A 24,196-nucleotide genomic window follows, 5' to 3' on the forward strand; every position below is an offset into this window, starting at 1 on the left:
ACCCATACCGTTCCACCCACCCGCCCCTACCACCACGAGTGGAACGCCATGGTTGTCATACGGCTGCCCAGACAGCCATACCGTTCCACCCACCGCCCGCCAACGCCACGAGTGGAACGTTATGGGCGTCACGGGAATGTCCGGGACATTCGATGACGTGCCGCCCGGAGCGGGGCGGAGCCGATCAGCGAGGGCCAGGGCCGGCGGCGTCCCGTCAGACGGGTGGGGCGGTCAGTATCGCGGTGGGGAGTGCGGCGCGGATGCTGCCGATCACGTCGTCGAGGGGGCCACGACCCGTGAAACCGGCCGCGAAGCGGTGCCCGCCGCCGCCCAGGCCGACCGCCACCCGGCTCACGTCCACCGCGCCCTTGCTGCGCAGCGAGACCGCCCACTCGGCGTCCCCGGACTGCTTCACCACGCAGCTCACGTCCGCCTCGGCGGTGCAGCGGACCGAGTCGATGAGCGCCTCCAACACGTACGCCGGCTGGTCGTGACGGACCAGGTCGTCACGGGTCGCGTACGTCCAGACCAGGCCGTGCCCGTCGGCGGCGGCGGGTTCCAACGTGGCCCGGCCGAGCACCTCGCCGAAGAGGCGGACGGCGCCGAACGGGCGGGTGTCGAAGACCCGCCGGGAGATGTCGCCGGGGCGGATGCCGGTGGCCAGCAGGCGCGCGGCCATCTCGTGCACGGCCGGGGTGGTCGCCTCGAACCGGAACGAGCCGGTGTCGGTGGTCAGTGCCACGTAGAGCCCGGTCGCCGTGGCCGCGTCCAGCGGAACGCCGAGCCGGTCCAGCAGCCCCAGCGCCACCACGGAGGTGGCCGCCGCGTGCGGGTCCACCAGGTTGACGTCACCGAAGCCGGTGTTCGAGGCATGGTGGTCCAGCACCAGCGACGTGCCCGCCCCGCCCAGCCGGTCGGCCAGGTCGCCGAGCCGGGACTCGCTCGCCGCGTCGAAGCAGATCACCAGGTCCGGTGCCGGGTCCGCGTCGTCCTGCGGCACCAGCAGCTCGACGCCGGGCAGCCAGCGGAACGGCTCCGGCACGCCGGCCGGCCCGGGGAACGTCGCCTGGAGGTGGCGTACCCCGAGTCGGCGCAGGCCCAACGCGAAGCCGAGCATGCTGCCGAGCGCGTCCCCGTCCGGGTTGACGTGGCAGATCAGCAGCACCCGCGCGTCCGGGTGGAGGCCCCGCACCGCCGCGACGGCAGCCGCCCAGTCGGCGTCGGTGGGACCGGCGGGGGCCGGCGCGCCGCTCACGGCGGTGACCGGCCCGCCGCTCGGGACGGCCTCGGTCACCGGCGGTCGCCGCCGCGCGGCGCGTCGTCCGCCGGGGAGCCACCCTCGGCGTCGGCGTCGCCCACCGGGGAGTCGCCCTCCGCGTCGGCGTCGTCCTCCTCGACGCGGTACGGCTGGGCGTCGCCCGCGTACGCGGCCTTGGCGGCCAGCCGCTGCACCTCGGCGTCGGCGGAGCGGGCGGCGGTCAGCAGGTCGTCGATGTGCTTGACCTGGTTCTGCACGTCGTCGAGAACGAAGGTGAGCGTCGGCGAGTGCCGCAGGCCGAGTGCCTTGCCGACCGTGCTGCGCAGCATGCCCTTGGCGCTCTCCAGCGCGGCGGCGGTGCTCGCCTGGGCCGCCGCGTCACCGAGCACGGTGTAGAAGACGGTGGCGTCGCGCAGGTCGGCGGTGATCCGGGCGTCGGTGATCGTGATCATGCCGAGCCGGGGGTCCTTGATCTGGCTCCGCACCACCGACGCGACGAGTTCACGGACGCGCTCCGCGTGCCGGCGTACCTTGGCCGGATCCGACATGTCCCCCACCTCCACGATCACTGTTCCTACGACCCCGGCGCGCCTGACGCCGCGATCGGGAAGCCGCCGGCCGGGGGCGGCGCCGGGCGCCGCCGGGCCCGACCGCCCAACGTCCGAGAACACTACCCGCGCCGTGACCGGCCCCGCGCGGCGCGGCCCGGCTGCCGCGCGACGCGCCGACGGTGTCAGTCGTCCGCGCCGTGCAGGCGGCGACGCACCGACAGCAGTTCGGTCTCCGGGCGGGCGGCGACCATCCGTTCGCAGGAGTCGAGCACCTCGCGGACGTGGGCCGGCTCGGCGGCCACCACGGCCACCCCGATCTCGGCCCGGCCGTGCAGGTCGAGCGCGCCGACCTCGGCGACCGAGACCTCGAACTTGCGCAGCGCGGCGACGATCGGCCGGACGTAGGACCGCTTGGCCTTCAGGGACCGGGAGTCACCCGGCAGCAACAGGTCGAACAGCGCGGTTCCGGTATACACGGCGAGCAACGGTACGCGCCGGGACGCCGCCGGTCACCCGGATAAGACGTGACCACCGCCGGTCACCCCGGATAAGCCGTGACCACCGCCGGTCACCCGGTCATGGCGCGACCGCCACGACCACGTCCCGCTCGATGGCCTGGTCGACCCGGTGGGCCAGGTCCCGCCAGCCGGGCCCGTCGACGACGCGCAGGCCGGCATCGGTCAGCACCGCCTCGGCCGCCGCGCGCGGCGCCACGTGGGTGTTCCAGGACAGCCCCAGCGCGCCGCCCGGCCGCAGCAGTTCCCGCCACACCGGCACGGCGGCGGTGAGCAGTTCCAGCGGGCTGCGGGACAGGCCCTGGCCGGTGCGGCTGCCGTGCGCCACCCCGTACGGGGCGTCGGTGACGAGCACGTCGGCGCAGCGGGGACGGAGCACCTCGCGGGCCCGGGTGGTGTCGGTGTTCAGCACGACGATCCGCTGGGTGGCACCGGCCCGGTGCGCGTCCTTCGACGGCGAGAGCACCGCCTCGAAGCGGCGGGCGACCAGCTTGCGGTCCCGGCGCACCGACGTGGTCTCCGCCGTGTGCTTGAGCCGCTTACGGCGCAGCCAGGTACGCAGGAACGCCGCGTACGCCTCCACGTCCTGGCTGTCGCGTTCGACGCCGATGCCGTCGTGGCCGTACATGAGCGCCTGGTTGAGCGTGGTGCCCCGGCCGCAGAGCGGGTCCAGCACCACCAGCCCGCCGTCGAGCATCCGGGGCGCGGCGGCGGAGGCGAGCAGCGTGACGTTGAGCAGCAGCCGGGTGAACTGCTCGTTGGTCTTGCCGGCGTACTTGGGGATGGTGATCAGGTCCGAGTCGTACCGGGCCAGCGGGTGCAGCGGCACCGGCCGGAGCAGGTCGTCGCCGACCCGCTCGAAGAGCGCGTACGCCGCCGACAGGTTCGCCAGGTGGGCCAGGTCCCGTGCGCCGAGGCCGGGTGCGGGCGCGGTGAACGTCAGGTACTCCACTCCGCCGATGCGGGTGACCTCCGCGTCGGACGGCGGCGCGTCGAGCACACCCGAGCCGGCGAACACGGCCAGTTCGGCGCGGGCCAGCCGGGCCGCCGCGTCGGCGTAGACGCGGTTGGCGGAGGGGGCGAGGAGCAGTGCGTACCCGATCACGCCGGAGATTGTCTCAGCCTGCGGAAACGGCGACGGCCGGGGCCCGAAGGCCCCGGCCGTCGACCGGTCGTGCACACCACTCAGGCGCGCGGCTTCTCCCGCATCTCGAAGGTCTCGATGATGTCGCCGACCTGGACGTTGTTGTAACCGCCCAGCGTCAGACCACACTCGAAGCCTTCGCGGACCTCGGTCGCGTCGTCCTTGAACCGCTTCAGCGAGCTGATCGTGAGGTTGTCCGCCACGACCGACCCGTCCCGCAGCAGCCGCGCCTTGGCGTTGCGGCGGATGAGGCCGGACCGGACGATACAGCCGGAGATGTTGCCGATCTTGGACGAGCGGAAGACGTCGCGGATCTCCGCGGTGCCCAGCTCGACCTCCTCGTACTCCGGCTTGAGCAGCCCCTTGAGCGCGGCGTCGATCTCCTCGATGGCCTGGTAGATGACCGTGTAGTACCGGATCTCCACGCCCTCGCGGTCGGCGATCTCGCGGACCTTGTTGGCGGCCCGCACGTTGAAGCCGATGATCGTGACCGCCTCGGACGAGGCGCTCGCGAGCATGACGTCGCTCTCGGTGATCGCGCCCACGCCCCGGTGGATGATCCGAAGCTGGACCTCCTCCGGGATGTCGAGGTTGAACAGCGCGTCCTCGAGCGCCTCCACGGAACCGGAGACGTCGCCCTTGAGCACCAGGTTGAGCGAGGTCTTCTCGCCCTCCTTGAGCTGCTCCATGAGCGTCTCGAGGGTGGCCCGGCCACGGGAGTTGGCGAAGGACGCCGCCCGCCGCCGTGCCTGCCGCTGCTCGGCGATCTGCCGCACGGTGCGGTCGTCCTCGGCGGCCAGGAAGGTGTCACCCGCACCCGGCACCGTGGTCAGACCCAACACCATGACCGGACGCGCCGGCCCGGCCGTGTCGACCGGCTTGCCGTTCTCGTCCAGCATGGCCCGCACCCGGCCGTGCGCCCCACCGGCGACGATGGAGTCACCCGCCCGCAGCGTGCCCTTCTGCACCAGCACGGTCGCCACCGCGCCGCGGCCCTTGTCCAGGTGCGCCTCGATGGCCACACCCTGCGCCGGCCCGTCGATCGGAGCGGTCAGCTCCAGCGACGCGTCGGCGGTCAGCAGGACGGCCTCGAGCAGCTCCTCGATGCCGATGCCGGGCTTGGCGGCCACGTTGACGAACATGGTGTCGCCGCCGTACTCCTCGGCGACCAGGCCGTACTCGGTCAGCTGCTGGCGGACCTTGTCCGGGTTCGCCTCCGGCTTGTCGACCTTGTTGACCGCGACCACGATCGGCACGTCCGCCGCCTTGGCGTGGTTGAGCGCCTCGATGGTCTGCGGCATCACGCCGTCGTCGGCCGCCACCACCAGGATCACGATGTCCGTCACCTGGGCACCACGGGCACGCATGGCGGTGAACGCCTCGTGACCCGGGGTGTCGATGAAGGTCACCGCGCGGTCCTCGCCCTCGTGCGGGACGTGGACCTGGTAGGCGCCGATGTGCTGGGTGATGCCACCCGCCTCGCCGGCCACGACGTTCGCCTTGCGGATCGCGTCGAGCAGCTTGGTCTTACCGTGGTCGACGTGACCCATGACGGTCACCACCGGCGCACGGCTGACCAGGCGGTCCGCCGCGACCTCGGCGTCGAGGTCGATGTTGAACTGCGCGAGCAGCTCGCGGTCCTCGTCCTCCGGGCTGACGATCTGCACGTCGAAGCCGAGGTGCTCACCCAGCAGCAGCAGGGTCTCGTCGGAGCAGGACTGGGTCGCGGTCACCATCTCGCCCAGGTTGAACATCTCCTGGACCAGCGAACCCGGATTGGCGTTGATCTTGTCGGCGAAGTCCGACAGCGAGGCGCCACGGGACAACCGGACGACCTGACCCTGACCGCGGGGCGCACCCGAGGACATGGTCGGGGCCGACAGGTTGTCGAACTCCTGTCTGCGCTGCTTCTTGGACTTGCGACCGCGGGTCGGCCGACCGCCGGGACGCCCGAAGGCACCCGCCGCGCCACCGCCACGGCCGCGACCGCCGCCACCCGGACGGCCACCGCCGCCACCGGGACGGAAACCGCCACCGGGCGCGCCGCCACCGCCGCCGGCGCCACCGCCGGGACCACCACGGAAGCCACCGCCACCGCCGCCGCCACCGGGACCGCCGCGGTAGCCACCGCCACCGCCGCCGCCACCGGGACCGCCGCGGAAGCCACCGCCACCGCCGCCGCCGGGACGACCCGCGCCGCCGCCGGGGCCGCCACGACCGCCACCGGGACCGCCGGGGCGACCGGTGGTCGGACGCTGGCTCGGCATGGACGCCGGACTCGGCCGCGGCGGCATGGACGCCGGGCTGGGCCGCGGCGGCATGCCGGCCGGGCTGGGACGGGGACCGCCCGCACCGGCGGCCGGGGGACGCTGCTGGCCGCCCTGGATGCCGAACGGGTTGTTGCCGGCGCCACGCGCCGGCGGGCGACCGCCCGGCCGGGCACCGGGGCCCTGACCCTGACCCGGACCGCCGGGACGCGCGGCCGGGGAACCCGGACGCGGCGGCATGGCGTTCGGGCCGGGACGCGGGCCGGGACGGGGACCGCCCTCGGCCGGGGGCTCCCGGCGGGGGGTCTCGCGCTGCTGCTGGCGGGCGGCCTGGGCGGCCTTGACCGCGGCCTCCTGCTCAGCCTTCAGCGCGGCGGCGCGTGCCTCCGCGGCCGCCACTTCGATGTCGTGCGCGCTCGCCGGCTTGGCGACCGGGGTCGCCGGCTGCGGCGGGCCGGGGACCGGGCCCTTGGGCCGCGGTCCAGGGGTCGGCGCGGCCGGCCGCCGGGGCGGCATCGGACGGGCCGAGACCCGGGGGGCACCCGGGGTCGGGGTGGGCGTGGGGGTCGGTGCCGGGCCGCTGGACGCGGCAGTCGGCGGGGCGGCGGGCGCCGGCGAACCGGCGGACGCCACGAACGCGTTCCGCAGCCGTCGGGCGACAGGCGCCTCGACGGTGCTGGAGGCGGACTTCACGAACTCGCCCATCTCCTTGAGCTTGGCGAGAACGGTCTTGCTTTCGACCCCGAGCTCCTTGGCAAGCTCGTGTACGCGGGCCTTTCCTGCCACTGCACTCCTCACTCCGAGGTCGTGCGGGCAGCACCCGCAGCGACCTCACTCGTGCACTTGAAGCCTGGTCATTTCTGCGACTTCATCGTGTGCTCATGTCGGTCGTCCTACCTTGCTAGCGACCCGCGACCGGTCGGGTTTGACCGCTCGTCGGGGGTTGCGCGTCGACGTGCTCGGCAAGCGCGCCGTGGTCGGGGACCCCGGCGACGCGCAGTGCCCGCCCGAAGGCGCGGCGCCGCACCGCCTGCGCGAAGCAGGCCGGATTGGGGTGCATGTTCGCTCCCCGACCCGGCAGTCTGCGGGCCGGATCGGGCCGGAGACTGGTCTGACCAGCCTCGTCACCGACCGCGACGACCCGCAACAACTCGCTGGCCGGCGCTCGTTTCCGGCAGCCCACACAGGTGCGCTCCGGCAGCTCGCGTCGTGCCACTGAGAAAGTCTACCCCTAGCTGCTCGAGATCGCGCCGCCCGGCTCCGGTACGTGAGCGGCTCCGCTGCGGCCGGCGCTGCCGGAGGACTCCGCGTCGGAGCGGATGTCGATGCGCCATCCGGTCAACCGGGCAGCCAGGCGGGCGTTCTGCCCTTCCCGGCCGATCGCGAGCGAGAGCTGGAAATCCGGCACGGTGACCCGGGCGGCGCGGCTGGCCAGGTCGACCACCTCGACCCGCAGGGCCTTGGCCGGCGACAGCGCGTTGCCGACGAAGGTGGCCGGGTCGTCCGACCAGTCGATGATGTCGATCTTCTCGCCGTGCAGCTCGCTCATCACCGCGCGGACCCGCTGTCCCATCGGGCCGATGCAGGCGCCCTTGGCGTTCACGCCGGGCGTGGTGGAGCGTACGGCGATCTTGGTGCGGTGACCTGCCTCACGCGCGATCGCGCCGATCTCCACCGTGCCGTCGGCGATCTCCGGCACCTCCAGCGCAAAGAGCTTCTTCACCAGTGCCGGGTGCGACCGGGACAGCGTGATCTGCGGCCCGCGCATGCCCTTGGCGACGTGCACGACGATGCAGCGGATCCGCTCGCCGTGCTGCGGGTCCTCCCCCGGCACCTGCTCGGACTGGGGCAGCACGCCCTCCAGCTTGCCCAGGTCGACGCTGATGATGCCCTTCTCCTTGCGGGCCTCGTGCGCCTGCACCACGCCGGTGACCAGGTCGCCGTCGCGACCCGCGTACTCGCCGAAGTGGACCTCGTCGGTGGCCTCCCGCAGCCGCTGGAGGATCACCTGCTTGGCGGTCATGGCGGCGATCCGGCCGAAGTCGTGCGGGGTGTCGTCCCACTCCCGGGTGACCGTGCCGTCGTCGTCCATCTCCTGGGCGTAGACCGAGGCGGCCCCGCTCTTACGGTCGATCTCCACCCGGGCGTGCGGCTCGGCGCCGTCGGTGTGCCGGTACGCGGTCAGCAGCGCGGTCTCGATCGCCGCGAGGATCGTGTCGAACGGGATCTCCCGCTCGCGCTCCAGGGCGCGCAGCGCCGCGAGGTCGATGTTCACCTCTCCTCGTCCTCCAGATCTTCGTCGTCGATGTCGGTGTCGGTGTCGTCGTCGAGGTCGGCGTCGGCCAGGTCGTCCAGGCGGGAGAACTCCACCTGGACCCGGCCGGGCCCGAGCTCGGCGTACGGATGGGCGGCGGAGCCGGCGTCGGTCTCCAGCGTCACGCGCTCGTCGTCGGCGGCCGTGATCCGGCCGGTGAGCTGCCGGTCCCCGGCGTCGCCACGGACGGTGACCTTGACCAGCCGGCCGACGTTGCGCCGCCAGTGTCGGGGCAGGGTGAGCGGGCGGTCCACGCCCGGCGAGCTGACCTCGAGCTGGTACTCGCCGGCGACGATGTCGCCACCGGCCTCCTCGGCGGCGTCCAGCGCGGTGGAGACGGCCCGGGAGACGTCCGCGACGGCGTCCAGGTTGATCCCGCCGTCGGCGTCCACGATCACCCGGACCACGTGCCGGCGCCCGGCCCGGGAGACGGAGAGATCCTCCAGGTCGTAGCCGGCGGCGGTGACCACCGGCTCGATCACCTCGCGCAGCCGGGCCCGGCGGGCGGCGAGGTCGCCACGGGGTGCGCCGCTCCGCTCCGGACCGCGGGGGCCGTCGGACCGGCGGGGCCGCCCGGCGGGCCCGGACGACCGGGTGGCACGGCCACGCTGCGTCATTCCGCGCACCTCTCTGCTGTTGCCACGGCCCCTCGGGGCCGGGTTCGTCCGGGCCGGCGTACGCGGTCGACCCGCAATGCCGGCACGCCACCGGGGCGTTCGCGCCCGGTGGCTGCGCAGAGCGTAACGCCTGGGCCGGGTGGCGGCCCGGGCGGCGCACCGAGGAGGCTGCCCCACGGGGTGGCGGGGATGGTGTTGACTTGTCCGGTGGGGACCGGCAGAACACCATCTGACCAGGGCGGAGCGGGGCATTCCCGGCGTCGCCTGCTGCGGGCCGGAGCGCTCGTGGCGCTCGGTGGCGCCACCGCGCCGCTGACTGGTTGTGATCCTTTCGACCGCGACGACGAGCCACCGCCGCCGGACGCGCTGGAGCCGCTGGCGGCCGAGGCCCTCGCGTTGGAGGCGCGGCACCGGGCCGCCGCCTCGACCGCGCCGACGCTGGCCGCGCGGCTCACCCCGATCGCCGACGCGCACCGGGCGCACGCCGACGAGTTGCGCCGGGTGATCGGCCGGGCGGCGCCCTCCGGGACGACGTCCACCGGCCCGACCGGCCCGGCGTCCGGGGCACCGGCCGACGCTCCGGACGCCGTGCTCGCCGAGCTGCGCCGGGCCGAGCAGCAGGGCCACGCGAGCGCCGCCAAGGCCGCCGCGACCGCACCCGTCGACCGGGCGGCGCTGCTCGGCTCGATCGCCGCGGCCCGGGCCACCCACGTGGAGGCGCTGGCATGAGCGAACGCACCGAGCGCAGCGAGGGCCGTGAGCGCATGCCCAGCCAGCACCGCATGAGCGAACGCACCGAACGCAGCGAGGGCCGTGAGCGCATGCCCGACCAGCACCGCATGAGCGAACGCACCGAACGCAGCGAGGGCCGGGTGGCCATGCCCGCCGGGCAGCGCGTGGACCCGAGCAACGGACCGAGCAACGGCCCGACCCGGGCGCTCGGTGACGCGCTCGCCGCCGAGTACGCGGCGGTCTGGGCGTACGGGGTGATCGGCGTGCACCTCACCGACGCGGCCCGCTCGGCCGCCCGTGCCGCCGAGGCGGCGCACCGTTCCCGCCGGGACGCGCTGCTGCTCCAGCTCGCCGAGGGGGCCGGGCAGGTGCCGGCGGACCGGGCCGGCTACGCGTTGCCCTACCCGGTGACCGACCGGACGAGCGCGCTCCAACTGGCCGTGGAGGTCGAGGAACGGACCGCCGGTCACTGGCGGGCCGCGCTGCCGCACACCGCCGGCGCGGACCGGAACACGGCGCTCGCCGCGCTCACCGACTGCGCGCTGCGGGCCACCCGCTGGCGGCGTACGGCGGGGGTGAGCCCGGTCACCGTGCCGTTCCCGGGTCGGCCGGCCTGAGCGCGACGGCGGTCACCCGGTGGAGCCCTCCGGTTGCGGCGCGCATACCAGGTATGCATACTCCAGGCCATGTCCATCCGCCACGGCCTGCTCGCCCTCCTCGAACGTGGCCAGATGTACGGCTACCAGTTGCGTGCCGCGTTCGAGGAGTCGACCGGCTCGACGTGGCCGCTCAACATCGGGCAGGTCTACACCACGCTGGCCCGGCTGGAACGTGACGGTCTGGTGCGCCCGCTGCCGGAGAACGAGAGCGGGCAGCGGCCGTACGAGATCACCGACGCCGGGCGGGCGGACCTGGCGCTCTGGTTCGCCACGCCGATCAGCCGGGCCGACCGGCCCCGGGACGAACTGTCGATCAAGCTGGCGCTGGCGCTGACCACACCCGGGGTGGACGTCCGGGCGGTGGTGCAGACCCAGCGCAGCGCCACCATGCGCGCGTTGCAGGAGTTCACCCGGTTGAAGTACACCAGCGACAAGCCGGAGGATCTGCCCTGGCGGCTGGTGCTGGACGCGATGATCTTCCAGGCCGAGGCCGAGGTGCGGTGGCTCGACCACTGCGAGACCAGCCTGGTCCGCCACCGCCCGACGGCGGGCCGGCCGGTCGCCCACCCCGAGGCGGTGGACCGGGCCGGTGACGAGGCCCGCCGGTGACGGGGCACGGGAGGCCCGCGACGATGAGCGGAGTGCTCGAACTACGCGACGTGCGCCGGACGCACGGCGCGGGCGAGGCCGCCGTGCACGCGCTGCGCGGCGTCAGCCTCACCGTGGCGGCCGGCGAGCTGGTGGCGGTGATGGGCCCCTCCGGGTCCGGCAAGTCCACCCTGCTGGCGCTGGCCGGTGGGCTGGACCGGCCCACCGGCGGTGAGGTGCTGGTCGAGGGCGAGGCGCTCGGCGGCCTGCCGGCCCGCGAGCTGGCCCGCCTGCGTCGCCGCCGGATCGGTTACGTCTTCCAGGACCTCAACCTGCTGGGCAGCCTGACCGCGGTGGAGAACGTGGCGCTGCCCCTGGAGCTGGACGGCATCGGGGTGCGGGCGGCCCGCCGGCTGGCCCTGGCCGCGCTGCGCGAGGTCGACGTCGCGGGGCAGGCGGACCGGTTCCCCGACCAGATGTCCGGCGGTCAGCAGCAGCGGGTGGCGATCGCCCGGGCCCTGGTCGGCGAACGCCGGCTGGTCCTCGCCGACGAGCCGACCGGCGCGCTGGACTCGCAGGCCGGCGAGGCGGTGCTGCACCTGCTGCGCCGCCGGGTGGACGACGGCGCGGCCGGGGTGCTGGTCACCCACGAGGCCCGGCACGCCGGCTGGGCGGACCGGGTGGTCTTCCTCCGCGACGGGGTGCTCGTCGACTCGACCGCGCCGCTGGTCGGCATCGAGCACCTGCTCAGCGGCAGCGAGCGGTGAGCCCCGGCCGGCTCGCCGCGGCCCGGGGGTCGTGGCGCACCGCGCTGCGGATCGCCCGCCGGGAGGCCCGCCGCTCCCGCCGCCGCACCCTGCTGGTGCTGGTGATGATCGCGCTGCCGGTGCTGGGACTCAGCTTCGCCGCGGCGAGCTACGACATGTCCGAGCTGACCCGCTCGGAACGGCTCGACCGCCGGCTCGGCGCGGCCGACGCCGAGCTGCGCTGGAGCAGCCTGACCCCGGTGACGCAGGACAGGTGGGGCGACAACTCCTGGCCGGTCGAGGGCGACCCGGTGCCCCGGACCCGCCCGGTCACCGCCGACGAGTTGCGGGCGCTCCTGCCCGCCGGCAGCCGGGTCATCCGGGTCCGACGGTGGATGCCGTTCGAGACGCCGCTCGGCCGCCGGACAGTGTCGTTCCAGGCGCGCGCGCTCGACCTGACCGACCCGCTCGCCCGTCCGCTGGCCACGCTGCGGGCGGGCCGGGTGCCGGTGCGCCCGGACGAGATCGCGGTCAGTCCGGCCGCGCAACGCCGGCTGGACACCCGCCCCGGGGCGCCGGTACGCACCACCGACGGCACGCCGTACCGGGTGGTCGGGGTGGTCGAGTTCCCGGACAACCTGGGCGAGGTGGTGACGCTCTCCGGCGTCGCTCCGGACGGGCCGCCCACCGACGAGAGCTGGCTGGTGGACCTGCCCGGGGCGATGGACGAGGCGCTGGCCGACCGGCTGAACGCCCGCGGCATCCAGGTGTCCACCCGGTCCCCGCTGCCCGGTCGGCAGGAGTTCGACAACGGCACGCCGTTGCCGGACGCCGAGGAGGCCGGCGTCTCGGTGCTGGTCGGCGGCCTGGGTCTGCTGGAGGTGGTGCTGCTGGTCGGGCCGGCCTTCGCGGTCGGCGTACGCCGCCGGCGGCGGGATCTCGCGCTGGTCGCGGTGGCCGGCGGGGACGCCGCCCACCTGCGCCGGATCGTGCTCGCCGACGGGGTGGTGCTCGGCGCCGGCGGGGCCGCCCTCGGGCTGCTGCTCGGCGTCGGGACCGCGTTCGCCGGCCGGCCGCTGGTCGAGCAGTACCTGATCCACGAGCGCCTCGGCGCGTACCGCGTCTTTCCCAGCGCGCTGGCCGCGATCGCCGCGGTCGCGGTGCTGGCCGGTGTGCTGGCGGCGCTCGCGCCGGCCTGGACCGCGGCCCGGCAGGACGTGGTGGCCGGCCTGGCCGGCCGGCGGGATGCGCCCCGGCCACGTCGGCGCTGGTTGCTGCTCGGCGCGCTGCTCACCGTCGTCGGCACCGCCCTGGCCGCGTTCGCCGCCACCCGGACCTCGCCGACCGGGGTGCTGGCCGGTGTCACCCTCGGTGAGCTGGGGCTGGTCTTCTGCACCCCGACGCTGGTCGGGCTGCTGGCCCGGGCCGGCCGGCTGCTGCCGCTGACCCCCCGGCTCGCGTTACGCGACGCCAGTCGCAACCGGTCGTCGGCCGCGCCGGCCATCTCGGCCGTGATGGCGGCGGTCGCCGGCAGCGTCGCGCTCGGCGTCTACGTGGCCAGCGACGACGCCCGGCAGCGGGCGGGGTGGCAACCCGGCCTGCCGCCGGGACACGCGCTGGTCCAGTTCGCCGACCGGGAGGGGGACCCGCGGCCGACGCTCGCAGCGGTCACCGGACGGGTCCGGGCCGTGCTGCCCGACGCCGGCGTGGCGGGACTCGCCATTCCCGAGTGCGCCCGTCCGGCCGCCCCGGACGACTACTGCGTCGCCCTGGCGGTGCGCCCGCCCGACGAGCGCTGCCGGTACGAGCCGTTCGAGGTGGCTCCCGCCTCGGCCCGCGACGATCCCCGCTGCCGACAGCCGTTCCGGGAACCGAACGACATCTCGCTGCCGGCCATCGTGGACGACGGTGACGTGTTGGCGGCGCTCACCGGCGCGCCGGCCGACGAGGTGGCCGCCGCCCGCCGGACGCTCGCCGCGGGCGGCGTGGTGGTCACCGACCCTCGGCAGGTGGCGGACGGACGGGTCCGGGTGGAGGTGACCCACAGCTCCGGTGCCCCGACGGACGCCAGTCTGCTGCCCGGGTACCCGCTGCGCGGCGGCCTTCCGGTGGACCGGCTGGTCCTCTCCCCCGCCGCCGCGCGGGCGCTCGGCCTGGTGGCCGCGCCGATGGGCTACCTGGTGGACACCGCGGCCCCACCCACCGACGGGCAGCGCGAGCGGCTGATCGACGAGCTGTCCGAGGAGGCGCCGACGGCCCTCCAGGTGTCGACCGCCGACCCGCCGACCGACCAGCGTCCCCTGCTGCTCCTGCTGGCCGCCGCCTCCGGGGTGATCACGCTGGGCGCCGCCGCGGTCGCCACCGGCCTGGCCGCCGCCGAGGGCCGTCGGGACCTGTCCACGCTCGCGGCGGTCGGCGCCGATCCGCGGGTACGCCGGGTGCTGTCGCTCTGCCAGGCCGGCGTGATCGCGGTGCTCGGCTCGGCGCTGGGCATCGTGGCCGGACTCGGCTCGGCCGCCGTCGTGCTGGCCTCGCTGAACCAGCGGTACGCGCAGTCCTGGCCGGTGCAGCCGCCGTACCCGGTGACCGTGCCCGGCCTCACGATGGCCGTGCTGGTGGTGGTGCCGCTGGTGGCGATGCTCGGCGCGGCCCTGCTCACCCGCTCACGCCTGCCCGTCGAACGCCGCCTCGACTGACTGCCGGCCGGCCGTCGGGGTGGCTCAGGGGGTGACGGGGCGCGGCGGGAGCGGCAGACTGGACGGGTGTCCGCCCTGGGATCCCTCGCCCGCCACCTCGGTCACCAGCGGTGGTTCGCCGCCACCATGCGCGTGCTCGTCCCCGCCGACCGGCTGGTCGGCCGGCTGACGAAGGGGCGGGTGGTCGCGTTCGGGTTGGTGCCCACGCTGGTGCTGACGTCCACCGGCCGCCGCTCCGGCCGGCCCCGCAGCAACCCCCTGCTCTACGTGCCGGACGGCGACGCCTACGTGGTGATCGGCTCCAACTGGGGGCAGCAGCACCAGCCGTCGTGGACGTTCAACCTGCTGGCCCAGCCCTCCGCCGAGGTCGACGTCAAGGGTCGCCGGATCCCGGTGCGCGCCGAGCAGGTCACCGGCGCCGACCGGGACCGGCTGTTCGACCGGCTGGCCCAGGAGTGGCCGGCCTACCGCACCTACGTCGAGCGGGCCGGTGGCCGCGAGATCAAGGTCTTCCGTCTCGTCCCCACCGCCTGACCCTCCGGTGGGGCGTCAGCCGAGGCCGCCGACTCCGATCAGGGTGCCGATCAGGTAGGTGGCGCCGGCCGCCAGCGCGCCGAGCAGCAACTGCCGCAGGCCGCTGGTCCACCACGAGCGGTAGGTGAACCGGGCCACGATCGCGCCGGCGACGAAGAGCCCCACCCCGCCGACGGCGAGCGCCAGCCAGAGGCTGGTGAACCCGAGCAGGTACGACAGCAGCGGCACCAGGGCGCCGATCGAGAAGCAGACGAACGACGAGATCGCCGCCGCCCACGGGCTGGGCTGGTCGTCCGGGTCGACGCCCAACTCCTCCCGGACGTGCACGCGCAGCGCCTCCTCCGGGTTGCGCCGGACCGCCTCGGCGACCTGGGTGGCCAGCTCACGGGGCAGGCCGCGGGCCACCCAGGCGTCGGCCAGCTCACGCGCCTCCGCCTCCGGGTGCCGCTCCAGCTCACGCCGTTCCTTGGCCACCTCGGCGGCGACCTGCTCGTTGGCGGACCGGACGCTCGTGTACTCGCCCAGGCCCATCGAGATGGCGCCGGCCACCAGGCCGGCCGCGCCGGTCAGCACGACGCTGCGCGGCGACACCCCGCCACCGCCGACGCCGGCGATCAACGCGATGTTCGTGACCAGCCCGTCCATCGCGCCGAAGACGGCCGGCCGCAGCCAGCCGCCGGACACGTCCGCGTGGTGCGCCTCGCGCAGCGCCGCCGGGGTCTCGGTCACGGCAGCGTCAGGATCTCGTAGCCGTCGTCGGTCACGACGATGGTGTGCTCGAACTGCGCGGTCCACTTCCGGTCCTTCGTGACGGCCGTCCAGCCGTCGTCCCAGACGTCGTACTGGTGGGTGCCGATGGTGATCATCGGCTCGATGGTGAACGTCATGCCGGGCTCCATCAGGTCGGTGGGGCGCGGGCTGTCGTAGTGCGGCACGTAGAGGCCGCTGTGGAAGGCCTCGCCGATGCCGTGACCGGTGAAGTCGCGGACCACGCCGTAGCCGAACCGCTTGGCGTACGACTCGATCACCCGGCCGACGACGTTGATCTGCCGGCCCGGCGCGACCGCCTTGATGCCGCGCATCATGGCCGTGTGGGTCCGCTCGACCAGCAGCCGGGCCTCCTCGCTCACCTCGCCCACGCAGAACGTCGCGTCGGTGTCGCCGTGCACGCCGTTCAGGTACGCCGTGACGTCGACGTTGATGATGTCGCCGTCCTGGAGCACCGTCGTGTCGGGGATGCCGTGGCAGATCACCTCGTTGAGGCTGGTGCAGCAGGACTTGGGGAAGCCCCGGTAACCAAGCGTCGACGGGTAGGCGCCGTGGTCGCAGAGGAACTCGTGCACCACCCGGTCGATCTCGTCGGTGGTCACCCCCGGCTTGCAGTGCTCGCCGGCGAGCTGGGTGGCCAGGGCCGCGAGCCGGCCGGCCACGCGCATCTTCTCGATGGTCTCCGGTGTCTGCACGTGCGACCCGCGCCACTCCTGCGGGCGCTTCTTGCCCACGTACTCCGGTCGCGGGATGTGGGCGGGGACCGCTCGCCACGGGGAGAGCGTGCCGGGGGTCAGCGGCGCACGGACGGTCATGCCCTCAGCCTATCGCCGCCCTCGACGACGACCTCGCCACGGCTCGGTGGGGAGGTTGTTGCCGTGCCGCAAACGCTGTGCCATTGTTGCTGCGTGGATCAAGGGGGTGCGCCGCCCGTCTTCTCCGTGACGGCGCAGGGTGACGGCGACCACCGTCATGTGTTGGTCACCGGCGAGGTCGACATGGCGACCGCCGACACCATGTTCCAGACCGCGCTGCGCGAGCCCGCCACGCGGCTGCTGCTCGACCTGCGGGCGGTCACGTTCTTCGACTCGGCCGCCATCCACGCGGTGGTCCGGCTCTCCCAGCGGTTCCCGGCCGCGCTCACCGTGCTGCCGTCGCGGCAGGTCCGGCGCGTGCTGGAGATCTCCGGTCTGGGTGAGCAGGAGTGGCTGGCCGACGCCTGAGCGCACGGCCGGTCTAGTCGGTCAGCCGGCGTCGCAGCGTCAGCTCGGTGCCGTCTCCGGTGCGGGTGACGCTCATCTCTCCGAGCGCCTGGATCAGCCCAAGCCCGCGGCCCCGGAACCCCGACCCGCTGGGCTCGCGCCACCGGCCGCTGTCCCGGACGGTCGCGGTCACCGTGCGACCGGCGATGGTGACGTCGACCTCGATGGACGGGTCGACCGGGTCGACCGGGTGCTCGATCGCGTTCGCGGCGGCCTCCGAGATCGCCACCGTCAGGTCGAACAGGTCGGTCTCGTCGACCCGGTGGGCGACGAGGAAGTCCTCCAGGCGCTTGCGCAGCACACTGAGCCGGGTCGGGTCGGCCGGCAGCCGCAGCGCGAAACGGTGCCGCTCAGCCGCCTCCAGCGCCAGCACCGCCACGTCGTCGTGCCGGGGTCGCCCGGCGACGCGCTCCACGACGGCGTCCACCAGGTCGGCGACGTGCCCGCCGCCGGCGGCGGCGTCGACCCGTAGCTGGCGGAGCCCGGCGTCGATGCCCTCCTCGCGGTCCTCGATCAGACCGTCGGTGTAGAGCAGCAGCCGGCCGCCGGGGGCGAGTTCACCCTCGGCGGTCGGATAGGTGGTGCCGGGGATCGCCCCGACCGGCGGTCCGAGGGCCCGATCGTGCAGGAACGCCACATCGTCTCCGCGAATCAGCAGGGGCGAGGGGTGACCCGCGCTGGCGTACCGGAGGCGGCCGGTGCGCGGGCAGAAGGTGAGGCAGACCACGGTGGCGAAGGAGCCGCTGCCGGTGGAGTGCACCAGCCGGTTGAGCCGGGTCAGCGCCTCGCCCGGGTCGTAGCCCTCCAGCACGTACGCGCGCAGCGCGTTGCGGAGCTGACCCATCGCGGCGGCGGCCCGCACCCCCTTGCCGACGACGTCGCCGATGACCAGCACCAGCTCGTCGTCGGGGGTGCCCACCACGTCGTACCAGTCGCCGCCGACCTCCACGTCGGCGCTGCCCGGCAGGTAGCGGCTGGCCACCAGCGCGCCGGGCAGTTGCGGCAGCGTACGCGGCAGCAGGCTGTGCTGGAGCGTGGTGGCGATCCGATGCTCGGCCTCGTAGAGCTGGGCGTTCTCCAGCCGTACGCCGACCAGCCGGGCCAGCTCGGTCAACGCCGCCTGCTCCGCGCCGCCGTCCTCCCGACGCCACACCCGCAGCTCGCCGAGCTGCTCACCGGTGGTGCCGGTGAGCGGCAGCACCGCGGACGGTTCGGCCGGCAGGTCCCCGCCGGTGTCCTCCTCGTGGCGGACGCCGGTGGCGACCACAAGCACCCGGCCCGCCTCGGCCAGGCCGATCGCGTGTTGCGCGGCCACCCGCACCACCTCGGCCGTGGAACGGGCGGTGTTGATCGCCACCGCGGCGTCGGCGAGCGCCCGCAGCCGGCGGATGATCTGCCCGCGGAGCTGGCCCAACTCGACGTTGGCCCGGACCCGGGCGACCAGTTCCTGGCTGGAGAAGGGCTTGGTGAGGTAGTCGTCCGCGCCGGCCGACAGGCCGGCCACCTCCTCCGCCGCGCCGGCCCGCGCGGAGAGCAGCACGATCGGCACCCCCCGGGTGACCGGATTGGCGCGCAGCGCGGCGACCAGCCCGAAGCCGTCCAGCCGGGGCATCATCACGTCGGTCAACACCAGGTCGAACGGGCTGTCCACGGCCAGCCGCAACGCCTCCACGCCGTCGGGCACGGCCACCACCTCGTACGCCGGGGCGAGCAGCCGGCTGACGTGCTCCCGCAGGTCGGGGTTGTCGTCGGCGACCAGGACGCGGCCGGAGCCGCCCGGCGTGCCGGACGGCTCGGGCAGCCCGACGGGCCGGGCCACCTCGTCGGTCCAGAGCGCCGTCTCGGCGACGTACAGCCGGGCCTGCTCCGGCTCGGTCAGCGGCACCGGCGCCAGCGCGGACACCCGGTCGGCGGGCAGGTGCGCGTAGCCGAACGGCACGGTGACGGTGAACGTGGTGCCCCGTTCCACGACGCTGTGCGCGGTGACCGTGCCGCCGTGCATCTCGACCAGCTCGCGGACCAGCGCGAGCCCGATGCCGGTGCCCTCGTGGGTACGCGAGCGCGCGCCGGCCACCCGGTGGAACCGTTCGAAGACCTGCGGCAGCTCCTGCGGCGCGATGCCGACGCCGGTGTCGCTCACCTCCAGCACGGCGGCCCCGTCGCCGGGGCGCACCCGGACCACGATGTCGCCCTCGAAGGTGAACTTCACCGCGTTCGACACCAGGTTGAGGACGATCTTCTCCCACATGTCCCGGTCGACGTAGACCGGTGCCGGCAGGGGCGGGCAGTCGACCACCAGCCGCAGCCCGGCCCGCTCGGTGGCCGAGCGGAACGTGCTGGCCAGCCGGGCCGTGTAGTCGGGCAGGTCGGTGGGTTGGTAGCGGGCGGCCAGCCGGCCGGACTCCAGCCGGGAGAAGTCGAGCACGGTGTTGACCAGCTTGAGCAGGCGCAGCCCGTTGCGGTGCATGACGGTCAGCGGGTCGAGGTAGCGGTCGGGCAGCTCCCGGTCGGCGAGCATGTCCTCCAGCGGCCCGAGGACCAGCGTCAGCGGGGTCCGGAACTCGTGGCTGACGTTGGCGAAGAAGTTGGTCTTGGCGCGGTCGAGCGCGGCCAGCTCGGCGGCGCGGGCGCGCTCCTGCTCGTACGCCCGCAGCTTGCCCACGGCCCGGGAGACCTGCGCGGCGACCAGGTCGACGAAGTCGCGGTAGTCGTCGCTGAACGGCAGCCGGCGGGACACGCCCAGCAGCAGCGCGCCGGCCGGCTCGTTGGTGGCGGCCAACGGCAGCAGCAGCGCCTGGTCGGCGGCGTCCGGCGGGACCGCGCCGGGCAGGTCGGCGGTGGCGACCCAGCGCGGCTCGGTCAGCGGCTCACCGGCGGGCCGACCGGGCCAGCCGGCGAGCGTGGCCGGATCCACGCCGGCGCAGCCGGCCAGCGCCGGGGTGCCGTCGGCGTCGTGCAGCCACAGCGCGCTGAACGGCACGTCGTCGCGGTGCGCGTCGAGCACCCGCGCCACGGCCCGGCCCAGCTCAAGCGTGTTCGGCACGTCGCCCAACTCGTTGCCCAGCTCGGCCAGGGCCCGCAGCCGGCGCTCGCCGAGCACCCGGCCGGTGGTCTCGTTGACGAAGCAGAAGATGCCGTTGACGGTGCCGTCCGCGTCGCGGATCGGGTCGTACGAGACGTCGAAGTAGACGTCCTCCAGGAAGCCGTGCCGGTTGATCACGAAGGGGTGGTCCTCACCCCGGTAGGGCACGCCGGTGCCGCGCACGCCGTCCAGCAGCGGGCCGAGCACGTCCCAGGTCTCCGCCCAGTGCAGCCGGGCCGACTGCCCGATCACGGCCGGATGCTTCTCGCCGATGGTGGGCCGGTAGGCGTCGTTGTAGAAGGCCAGGTGCTCCGCGCCCCAGAACACCACCATCTGGGCGCGGGAGGCGAGCATGGTGCTCACCGCGTGGCAGAGCGCGGCGGGCCAGCCGTCCGGGGTGCCGAGCGGGGTGGTGGACCAGTCGAAGCCGCGCAGCCGCTCGCCCATCTCACCGCCGGCGGCGAACGCGGCGGTCAGCAGCGGCGGGAGCGACGACTCGCCGGCCGCCGGGGACGACCAACCGGCGTCCCCGCCCCCCTGGGCCGAGCCCATGCAGCCTCCCGCTCCGGCCTCATATCCCCGACGGCCGGCGCCGCTGCGCCGACCGTCCCTGGCTACTACCCCGACGGTGGAGCAACGTAACGCATTCGGCGCGATGGACGCTGGTTACCTCCGCCTCATCCTGTCGTAACCGGCGGGCCGGGGCGACCCCGGCTCGCCCCCGGGTTGATCAGCCTCACAGCGGCGTGACGTACGCGCCGGTGATGCCGCCGTCGACCACGAACTGCGCGGCGGTCATGAACGAGGCGTCGTCGCTGGCCAGGAACGCCACCGCGGCGGCGATCTCGGTCGGGTCGCCGAACCGCCCCATCGGCACGTGCACCAGCCGGCGGGCGGCCCGCTCCGGGTCCTTCGCGAACAGCTCCAGCAGCAGCGGGGTGGCGACCGGGCCGGGGCAGAGCGCGTTGACCCGGATGCCCTCGCGGGCGAACTGCACGCCCAGCTCGCGGGTCATCGCCAGCACCCCGCCCTTGCTCGCCGTGTACGCGATCTGCGACGTGGCCGCCCCCATCAGGGCCACGAACGAGGCGGTGTTGATGATCGAGCCCTTGCCCTGCCGCCGCATGTGCGGGATGACGTGCTTGCAGCACAGGTAGACGCTCGTGGTGTTGACCCGCAGCACCCGCTCCCAGGCGTCCAGCCCGGTCTCCAGGATCGAGTCGTCGTCCGGCGGCGAGATGCCGGCGTTGTGGAACGACACGTCCACCCGGCCGTGGCGGGCCACCACGCCGTCGAACAGGTCGCGGACCGCCGTCTCGTCGGCCACGTCGGCGGCCACGAACTCGCCGCCCACCTCGTCGGCGGCCCGGGTGCCGGCGTCGGCGTCGATGTCCACGCAGACCACCCGCGCGCCCTCGGCGGCGAAGCGCCGCACGGTGGCCAGCCCGATGCCACTGCCCGCGCCGGTCACCACCGCCACCCGGTCGGAAAGCCGTCCCTGCACTGTGATCACTCCTCGGTGCCGATGAACACGTTCTTGACGTCGGTGAAGGCGTGCAGCGCGTCCGGACCCAGCTCCCGGCCGAGGCCGGAACGCTTCATCCCGCCGAACGGGGTCCAGTAGCGCACCGACGAGTGCGAGTTGACGCTGAGGTTGCCGGCCTCGACCCCCCGGGCGACCCGCACGGCCCGACCCACGTCCCGGGTCCAGATCGAGCCGGAGAGGCCGTACTCGGTGTCGTTGGCGAGCCGGACCGCGTCCGCCTCGTCGTCGAACGGGAGCACCGAGACGACCGGGCCGAAGATCTCCTCGCGCCAGTGCCGGTCCGCCGGGGAGTCGGCGAGCAGCACGGTCGGGGCGTACCAGAAGCCGGGGCCGTCCGGGCGGGAGCCGGTGAACGCCACGGTCGCGCCGTCGACGTACCCGGCGACCCGGTCCCGGTGCGCGGCGGAGATCAGCGGCCCCATCTCGGCCGTCTCGCGGGCCGGGTCCTCCACCCGGAACGCCCGCACGGCCGGTTCGAGCAGCTCCAGGAAGCGGTCGTACACCGGACGCTGGACCAGGATCCGGGAGCGTGCGCAGCAGTCCTGGCCGGCGTTGTCGAAGACCGCGGACGGCGCGGTGGCCGCCGCCTTCGCCAGGTCCGCGTCGGCGAAGACGATGTTCGCGGACTTGCCGCCCAGCTCCAGCGTCACCCGTTTCACCTGGTCGGCGGCACCGGCCATGATCCGGGTGCCGACCTCGGTGGAGCCGGTGAAGCAGATCTTGCGGACCGCCGGGTGGGTGACGAACCGCTCGCCGACCACGCCGCCCTGGCCGGGCAGCACGGTGAACACGCCCTCCGGCAGCCCGGCGTCGAGCGCCAGCTCGGCCAGGCGCAGCGCGGTCAGCGGCGTCAGCTCGGCCGGTTTGAGCACCACCGTGTTGCCGGCGGCCAGTGCCGGGGCGAGCCCCCAGCCGGCGATCGGCATCGGGAAGTTCCACGGCACGATCACGCCGACCACGCCCAGCGGCTCGTGGAACGTGACGTCGAGCCCGCCGGGCACCGGGATCTGCCGGCCGGTCAGCCGCTCCGGCGCGCCCGCGTAGTAGTCGAGCACGTCCCGGACGTTGCCGGCCTCCCAGCGCGCGTTGCCGACGGTGTGGCCGGAGTTGCGCACCTCCAACTGCGCCAGCTCCTCCAGGTGCGCGTCCACCTCGGCGGCGAACCGCCGCAGCAGCCGCGCCCGGTCCCCCGGCGCCACCCGACGCCACCCCTCGTACGCGGCAGCCGCCCGCGTCACCGCGGCGTCCACCTCCGCCACGGACGCGGACGCCACCTCCGCGATCGCCGTCCCACTGACCGGCGAGATCACCTCACCCACGCGCTCCCCTACCTCTCGCCATCCCTCGCCATCCCTCGCCATCCCTCGCCTCTCGCCTCGTCGATCTTGCAGATGTTGCCCGGACAAAAGCCTCTCATGCCGCGAAAAGCGGGCCGCAAGTGCAAGATCGGCGAGGGACGGGGGCGGGGGCGGGGCGGGGGCGACGGGCGAGGTCAGAGGCGTTCGAAGCCACGGGTCAGCTCCCAGTCCGTGACGGCGGCGTCGAAGGCGGACAGCTCGACCTTCGCCTGGTTGGCGTAGTGGGCGACCACCTCGTCGCCGAACGCCTCCGGGGCGACCGTCGAGCCCTGCCAGAGGTCGAGCGCGTCCCGCAGCGTGCCGGGGACCCGCTCGGCGGCCGGGTCGTCGTACGCGTTGCCGGTGCACTCCTCGGCCAGCTCCAGCTCGTGCTCGATGCCGTGGACCGCGCCGGCCACCAGCGCGGCGATCGCCAGGTACGGGTTGACGTCCGCCCCCGGCACCCGGTTCTCCACCCGCATCCCCTGCCCGTGCCCGACCAGCCGCAGCGCGCAGGTGCGGTTGTCGGTGCCCCAGCGCAGCGCGGTCGGCGCGAACGAGCCCGGCTGGTACCGCTTGTAGGAGTTGATGTTGGGTGCGAAGAGCAGACTGAACTCGCGCATCGTGGCGAGCAGCCCGGCCAGCACCCGCTGCCCGGTCACGCTCAGGTGCGCCGGCCCGTCGCCAAGCATCGCCGACGAGCCGGACGCGTCACGCAGCGAGAAGTGGATGTGGCAGGAGTTGCCCTCCCGCGCGTTCGGCTTCGCCATGAACGTGATCGCCATGCCCTCCTGGGCGGCGATCTCCTTAGCCCCGTTCTTGTAGACGACGTGGTGGTCGGCGCAGGCCACCGCCTCGTCGTACCGGAAGGCGATCTCGTGCTGGCCGAGGTTGCACTCGCCCTTCGCGCTCTCCGGCGTCAACCCGGCGGCGGCCATCTCGGTGCGGATGCGGCGCAGCAGCGGCTCCACCCGGGCGGTGCCGAGCAGCGAGTAGTCCACGTTGTACTGGTTCGCCGGGGTCAGGTCGCGGTAGCCGCGCGACCACGCCTCCTCGTACGAGTCGCGGTAGAGCACGAACTCCAGCTCGGTGCCGGCGTACGCGGTCAGCCCGTGCGCGGCCAGCCGGTCGAGCTGCCGGCGCAGGATCTGCCGGGGCGAGGCGACCACCGGGCCGGAGCCGTCCAGCCACTCCAGGTCGGCCAGCACCATCGCGGAGCCGGGCTGCCACGGCGTCCGGCGCAACGTGTCCAGGTCGGGCTTCATGGCGAAGTCGCCGTAGCCGCGTTCCCAGCTCGACATCGCGTACCCGTCGACGGTGTTCATGTCGACGTCCACGGCGAGCAGGTAGTTGCAGCCCTCGCTGCCGTTCTCCAGCACGTTGTCGAGGAAGAACGGCGCGTGGATCCGCTTGCCCTGGAGGCGACCCTGCATGTCGGTGAGGGCGAGCACCACCGTGTCGATCTCGCCCTCGGCGACGGCGACCCGCAACTGCTCCAGCGAGAACGGCGTTCTACTCATCAGGGGGCCTCCATCACCAAGGTCTACTGGCAAACCGGATCACCGTCAATGCCCCGGTGG

20 protein-coding genes and 1 pseudogene are annotated in these 24,196 nt (G+C 74.3%); 7 read left to right on the forward strand and 14 right to left on the reverse strand.

Annotation, left to right across the window (positions count from 1 at the left end; all coding sequences use genetic code 11):
* Positions 1-214 precede the first annotated feature (214 nt).
* From AB0B02_RS16655 to rimP, 8 genes and pseudogenes are all read right to left on the reverse strand, one after another.
* The gene (locus tag AB0B02_RS16655; protein WP_357301514.1) at positions 215-1,255 is read right to left on the reverse strand and encodes a bifunctional oligoribonuclease/PAP phosphatase NrnA; all 1,041 of its coding nucleotides are present in this window, start codon (positions 1,253-1,255) and stop codon (positions 215-217) included.
* 35 nt (positions 1,256-1,290) lie between these two features.
* Entirely contained in the window at positions 1,291-1,806 is a 516-nt protein-coding gene (gene rbfA, locus AB0B02_RS16660) for a 30S ribosome-binding factor RbfA (protein WP_357301008.1), read from the reverse strand.
* Positions 1,807-1,991: 185 nt separating this feature from the next.
* Complete coding sequence (locus AB0B02_RS16665) at positions 1,992-2,285, reverse strand: DUF503 domain-containing protein (protein WP_107156020.1); 294 nt, start codon at positions 2,283-2,285, stop codon at positions 1,992-1,994.
* Positions 2,286-2,385: 100 nt separating this feature from the next.
* Positions 2,386-3,429: an SAM-dependent methyltransferase gene (locus AB0B02_RS16670; protein WP_357301010.1), complete on the reverse strand. Its 1,044-nt coding sequence runs from the start codon at positions 3,427-3,429 to the stop codon at positions 2,386-2,388.
* A gap of 80 nt (positions 3,430-3,509) precedes the next feature.
* Positions 3,510-6,521, reverse strand: a complete 3,012-nt coding sequence (infB, locus tag AB0B02_RS16675; protein ID WP_281935560.1) for a translation initiation factor IF-2 — start codon at positions 6,519-6,521, stop codon at positions 3,510-3,512.
* A gap of 93 nt (positions 6,522-6,614) precedes the next feature.
* Positions 6,615-6,951, reverse strand: a pseudogene (locus AB0B02_RS16680) (YlxR family protein).
* 15 nt (positions 6,952-6,966) lie between these two features.
* Positions 6,967-8,010, reverse strand: a complete 1,044-nt coding sequence (gene nusA / locus AB0B02_RS16685; RefSeq protein WP_281935563.1) for a transcription termination factor NusA — start codon at positions 8,008-8,010, stop codon at positions 6,967-6,969.
* On the reverse strand, positions 8,007-8,666 hold the full coding sequence (gene rimP / locus AB0B02_RS16690) for a ribosome maturation factor RimP (protein WP_281935565.1): 660 nt from the start codon (positions 8,664-8,666) through the stop codon (positions 8,007-8,009). Before rimP ends, nusA begins: the two co-directional genes overlap by 4 nt.
* A 264-nt stretch (positions 8,667-8,930) precedes the next feature.
* Here rimP and AB0B02_RS16695 point away from each other — a divergent pair, with 264 nt between their 5' ends.
* The 6 genes from AB0B02_RS16695 to AB0B02_RS16720 all read left to right on the forward strand — a co-directional run bounded on the left by AB0B02_RS16695 (position 8,931) and on the right by AB0B02_RS16720 (position 14,621).
* Complete coding sequence (locus AB0B02_RS16695; protein ID WP_281936269.1) at positions 8,931-9,395, forward strand: hypothetical protein; 465 nt, start codon at positions 8,931-8,933, stop codon at positions 9,393-9,395.
* Between the two features lie 149 nt (positions 9,396-9,544).
* On the forward strand, positions 9,545-10,015 hold the full coding sequence (locus tag AB0B02_RS16700) for a ferritin-like domain-containing protein (protein ID WP_281936271.1): 471 nt from the start codon (positions 9,545-9,547) through the stop codon (positions 10,013-10,015).
* 69 nt (positions 10,016-10,084) lie between these two features.
* Positions 10,085-10,666, forward strand: coding sequence for a PadR family transcriptional regulator (locus tag AB0B02_RS16705; RefSeq protein ID WP_281935567.1), 582 nt, complete (start codon positions 10,085-10,087; stop codon positions 10,664-10,666).
* Positions 10,667-10,689: 23 nt separating this feature from the next.
* On the forward strand, positions 10,690-11,412 hold the full coding sequence (locus AB0B02_RS16710) for an ABC transporter ATP-binding protein (RefSeq protein ID WP_281935569.1): 723 nt from the start codon (positions 10,690-10,692) through the stop codon (positions 11,410-11,412).
* Positions 11,409-14,087 (forward strand): FtsX-like permease family protein, encoded by a 2,679-nt coding sequence (locus tag AB0B02_RS16715; protein WP_357301014.1) that lies wholly within the window; start codon positions 11,409-11,411, stop codon positions 14,085-14,087. The genes AB0B02_RS16710 and AB0B02_RS16715 overlap by 4 nt, the downstream gene beginning before the upstream one ends.
* Before the next feature lie 66 nt (positions 14,088-14,153).
* Complete coding sequence (locus AB0B02_RS16720; protein WP_281935573.1) at positions 14,154-14,621, forward strand: nitroreductase family deazaflavin-dependent oxidoreductase; 468 nt, start codon at positions 14,154-14,156, stop codon at positions 14,619-14,621.
* Positions 14,622-14,636: 15 nt separating this feature from the next.
* Here the strand turns inward: AB0B02_RS16720 and AB0B02_RS16725 are convergent, their stop codons facing one another.
* Together AB0B02_RS16725 and map are read right to left on the reverse strand one after the other, a co-directional pair.
* Entirely contained in the window at positions 14,637-15,350 is a 714-nt protein-coding gene (locus AB0B02_RS16725) for a VIT1/CCC1 transporter family protein (protein ID WP_281935575.1), read from the reverse strand.
* A complete protein-coding gene (map, locus tag AB0B02_RS16730; RefSeq protein ID WP_281935577.1) occupies positions 15,347-16,204 on the reverse strand; it encodes a type I methionyl aminopeptidase in 858 nt (285 codons plus the stop codon). Before map ends, AB0B02_RS16725 begins: the two co-directional genes overlap by 4 nt.
* A gap of 93 nt (positions 16,205-16,297) precedes the next feature.
* On the opposite strand from map, the gene AB0B02_RS16735 reads away from it, so the two are divergent.
* Positions 16,298-16,612: an STAS domain-containing protein gene (locus AB0B02_RS16735; RefSeq protein WP_281935580.1), complete on the forward strand. Its 315-nt coding sequence runs from the start codon at positions 16,298-16,300 to the stop codon at positions 16,610-16,612.
* A gap of 13 nt (positions 16,613-16,625) precedes the next feature.
* Here AB0B02_RS16735 and AB0B02_RS16740 read toward each other — a convergent pair whose 3' ends face one another.
* The 4 genes from AB0B02_RS16740 to AB0B02_RS16755 all read right to left on the reverse strand — a co-directional run bounded on the left by AB0B02_RS16740 (position 16,626) and on the right by AB0B02_RS16755 (position 24,136).
* Positions 16,626-20,285: a SpoIIE family protein phosphatase gene (locus tag AB0B02_RS16740; RefSeq protein ID WP_357301017.1), complete on the reverse strand. Its 3,660-nt coding sequence runs from the start codon at positions 20,283-20,285 to the stop codon at positions 16,626-16,628.
* A 184-nt stretch (positions 20,286-20,469) separates the two neighbouring features.
* Complete coding sequence (locus AB0B02_RS16745) at positions 20,470-21,237, reverse strand: 3-oxoacyl-ACP reductase (RefSeq protein ID WP_107156082.1); 768 nt, start codon at positions 21,235-21,237, stop codon at positions 20,470-20,472.
* Positions 21,238-21,242: 5 nt separating this feature from the next.
* The gene (locus AB0B02_RS16750) at positions 21,243-22,598 is read right to left on the reverse strand and encodes an aldehyde dehydrogenase family protein (RefSeq protein WP_357301020.1); all 1,356 of its coding nucleotides are present in this window, start codon (positions 22,596-22,598) and stop codon (positions 21,243-21,245) included.
* Between the two features lie 173 nt (positions 22,599-22,771).
* Entirely contained in the window at positions 22,772-24,136 is a 1,365-nt protein-coding gene (locus AB0B02_RS16755) for a glutamine synthetase family protein (protein ID WP_281935588.1), read from the reverse strand.
* Between the last annotated feature and the right edge of the window lie 60 nt (positions 24,137-24,196).

The sequence above is a fragment of the Micromonospora sp. NPDC049240 genome (assembly GCF_040647835.1).
In the GTDB taxonomy this organism is placed as follows: domain Bacteria; phylum Actinomycetota; class Actinomycetes; order Mycobacteriales; family Micromonosporaceae; genus Micromonospora.

Coding starts and splice junctions, on each gene's coding strand:
- rbfA (WP_357301008.1), bottom strand. CDS start 1,806: ATGTCGGATCCGGCCAAGGTACGCCGGCACGCGGAGCGCGTCCGTGAA.
- map (WP_281935577.1), bottom strand. CDS start 16,204: ATGACCGTCCGTGCGCCGCTGACCCCCGGCACGCTCTCCCCGTGGCGA.
- AB0B02_RS16755 (WP_281935588.1), bottom strand. CDS start 24,136: ATGAGTAGAACGCCGTTCTCGCTGGAGCAGTTGCGGGTCGCCGTCGCC.
- rimP (WP_281935565.1), bottom strand. CDS start 8,666: ATGACGCAGCGTGGCCGTGCCACCCGGTCGTCCGGGCCCGCCGGGCGG.
- AB0B02_RS16700 (WP_281936271.1), top strand. CDS start 9,545: ATGCCCGCCGGGCAGCGCGTGGACCCGAGCAACGGACCGAGCAACGGC.
- AB0B02_RS16705 (WP_281935567.1), top strand. CDS start 10,085: ATGTCCATCCGCCACGGCCTGCTCGCCCTCCTCGAACGTGGCCAGATG.
- AB0B02_RS16710 (WP_281935569.1), top strand. CDS start 10,690: ATGAGCGGAGTGCTCGAACTACGCGACGTGCGCCGGACGCACGGCGCG.
- AB0B02_RS16740 (WP_357301017.1), bottom strand. CDS start 20,285: ATGGGCTCGGCCCAGGGGGGCGGGGACGCCGGTTGGTCGTCCCCGGCG.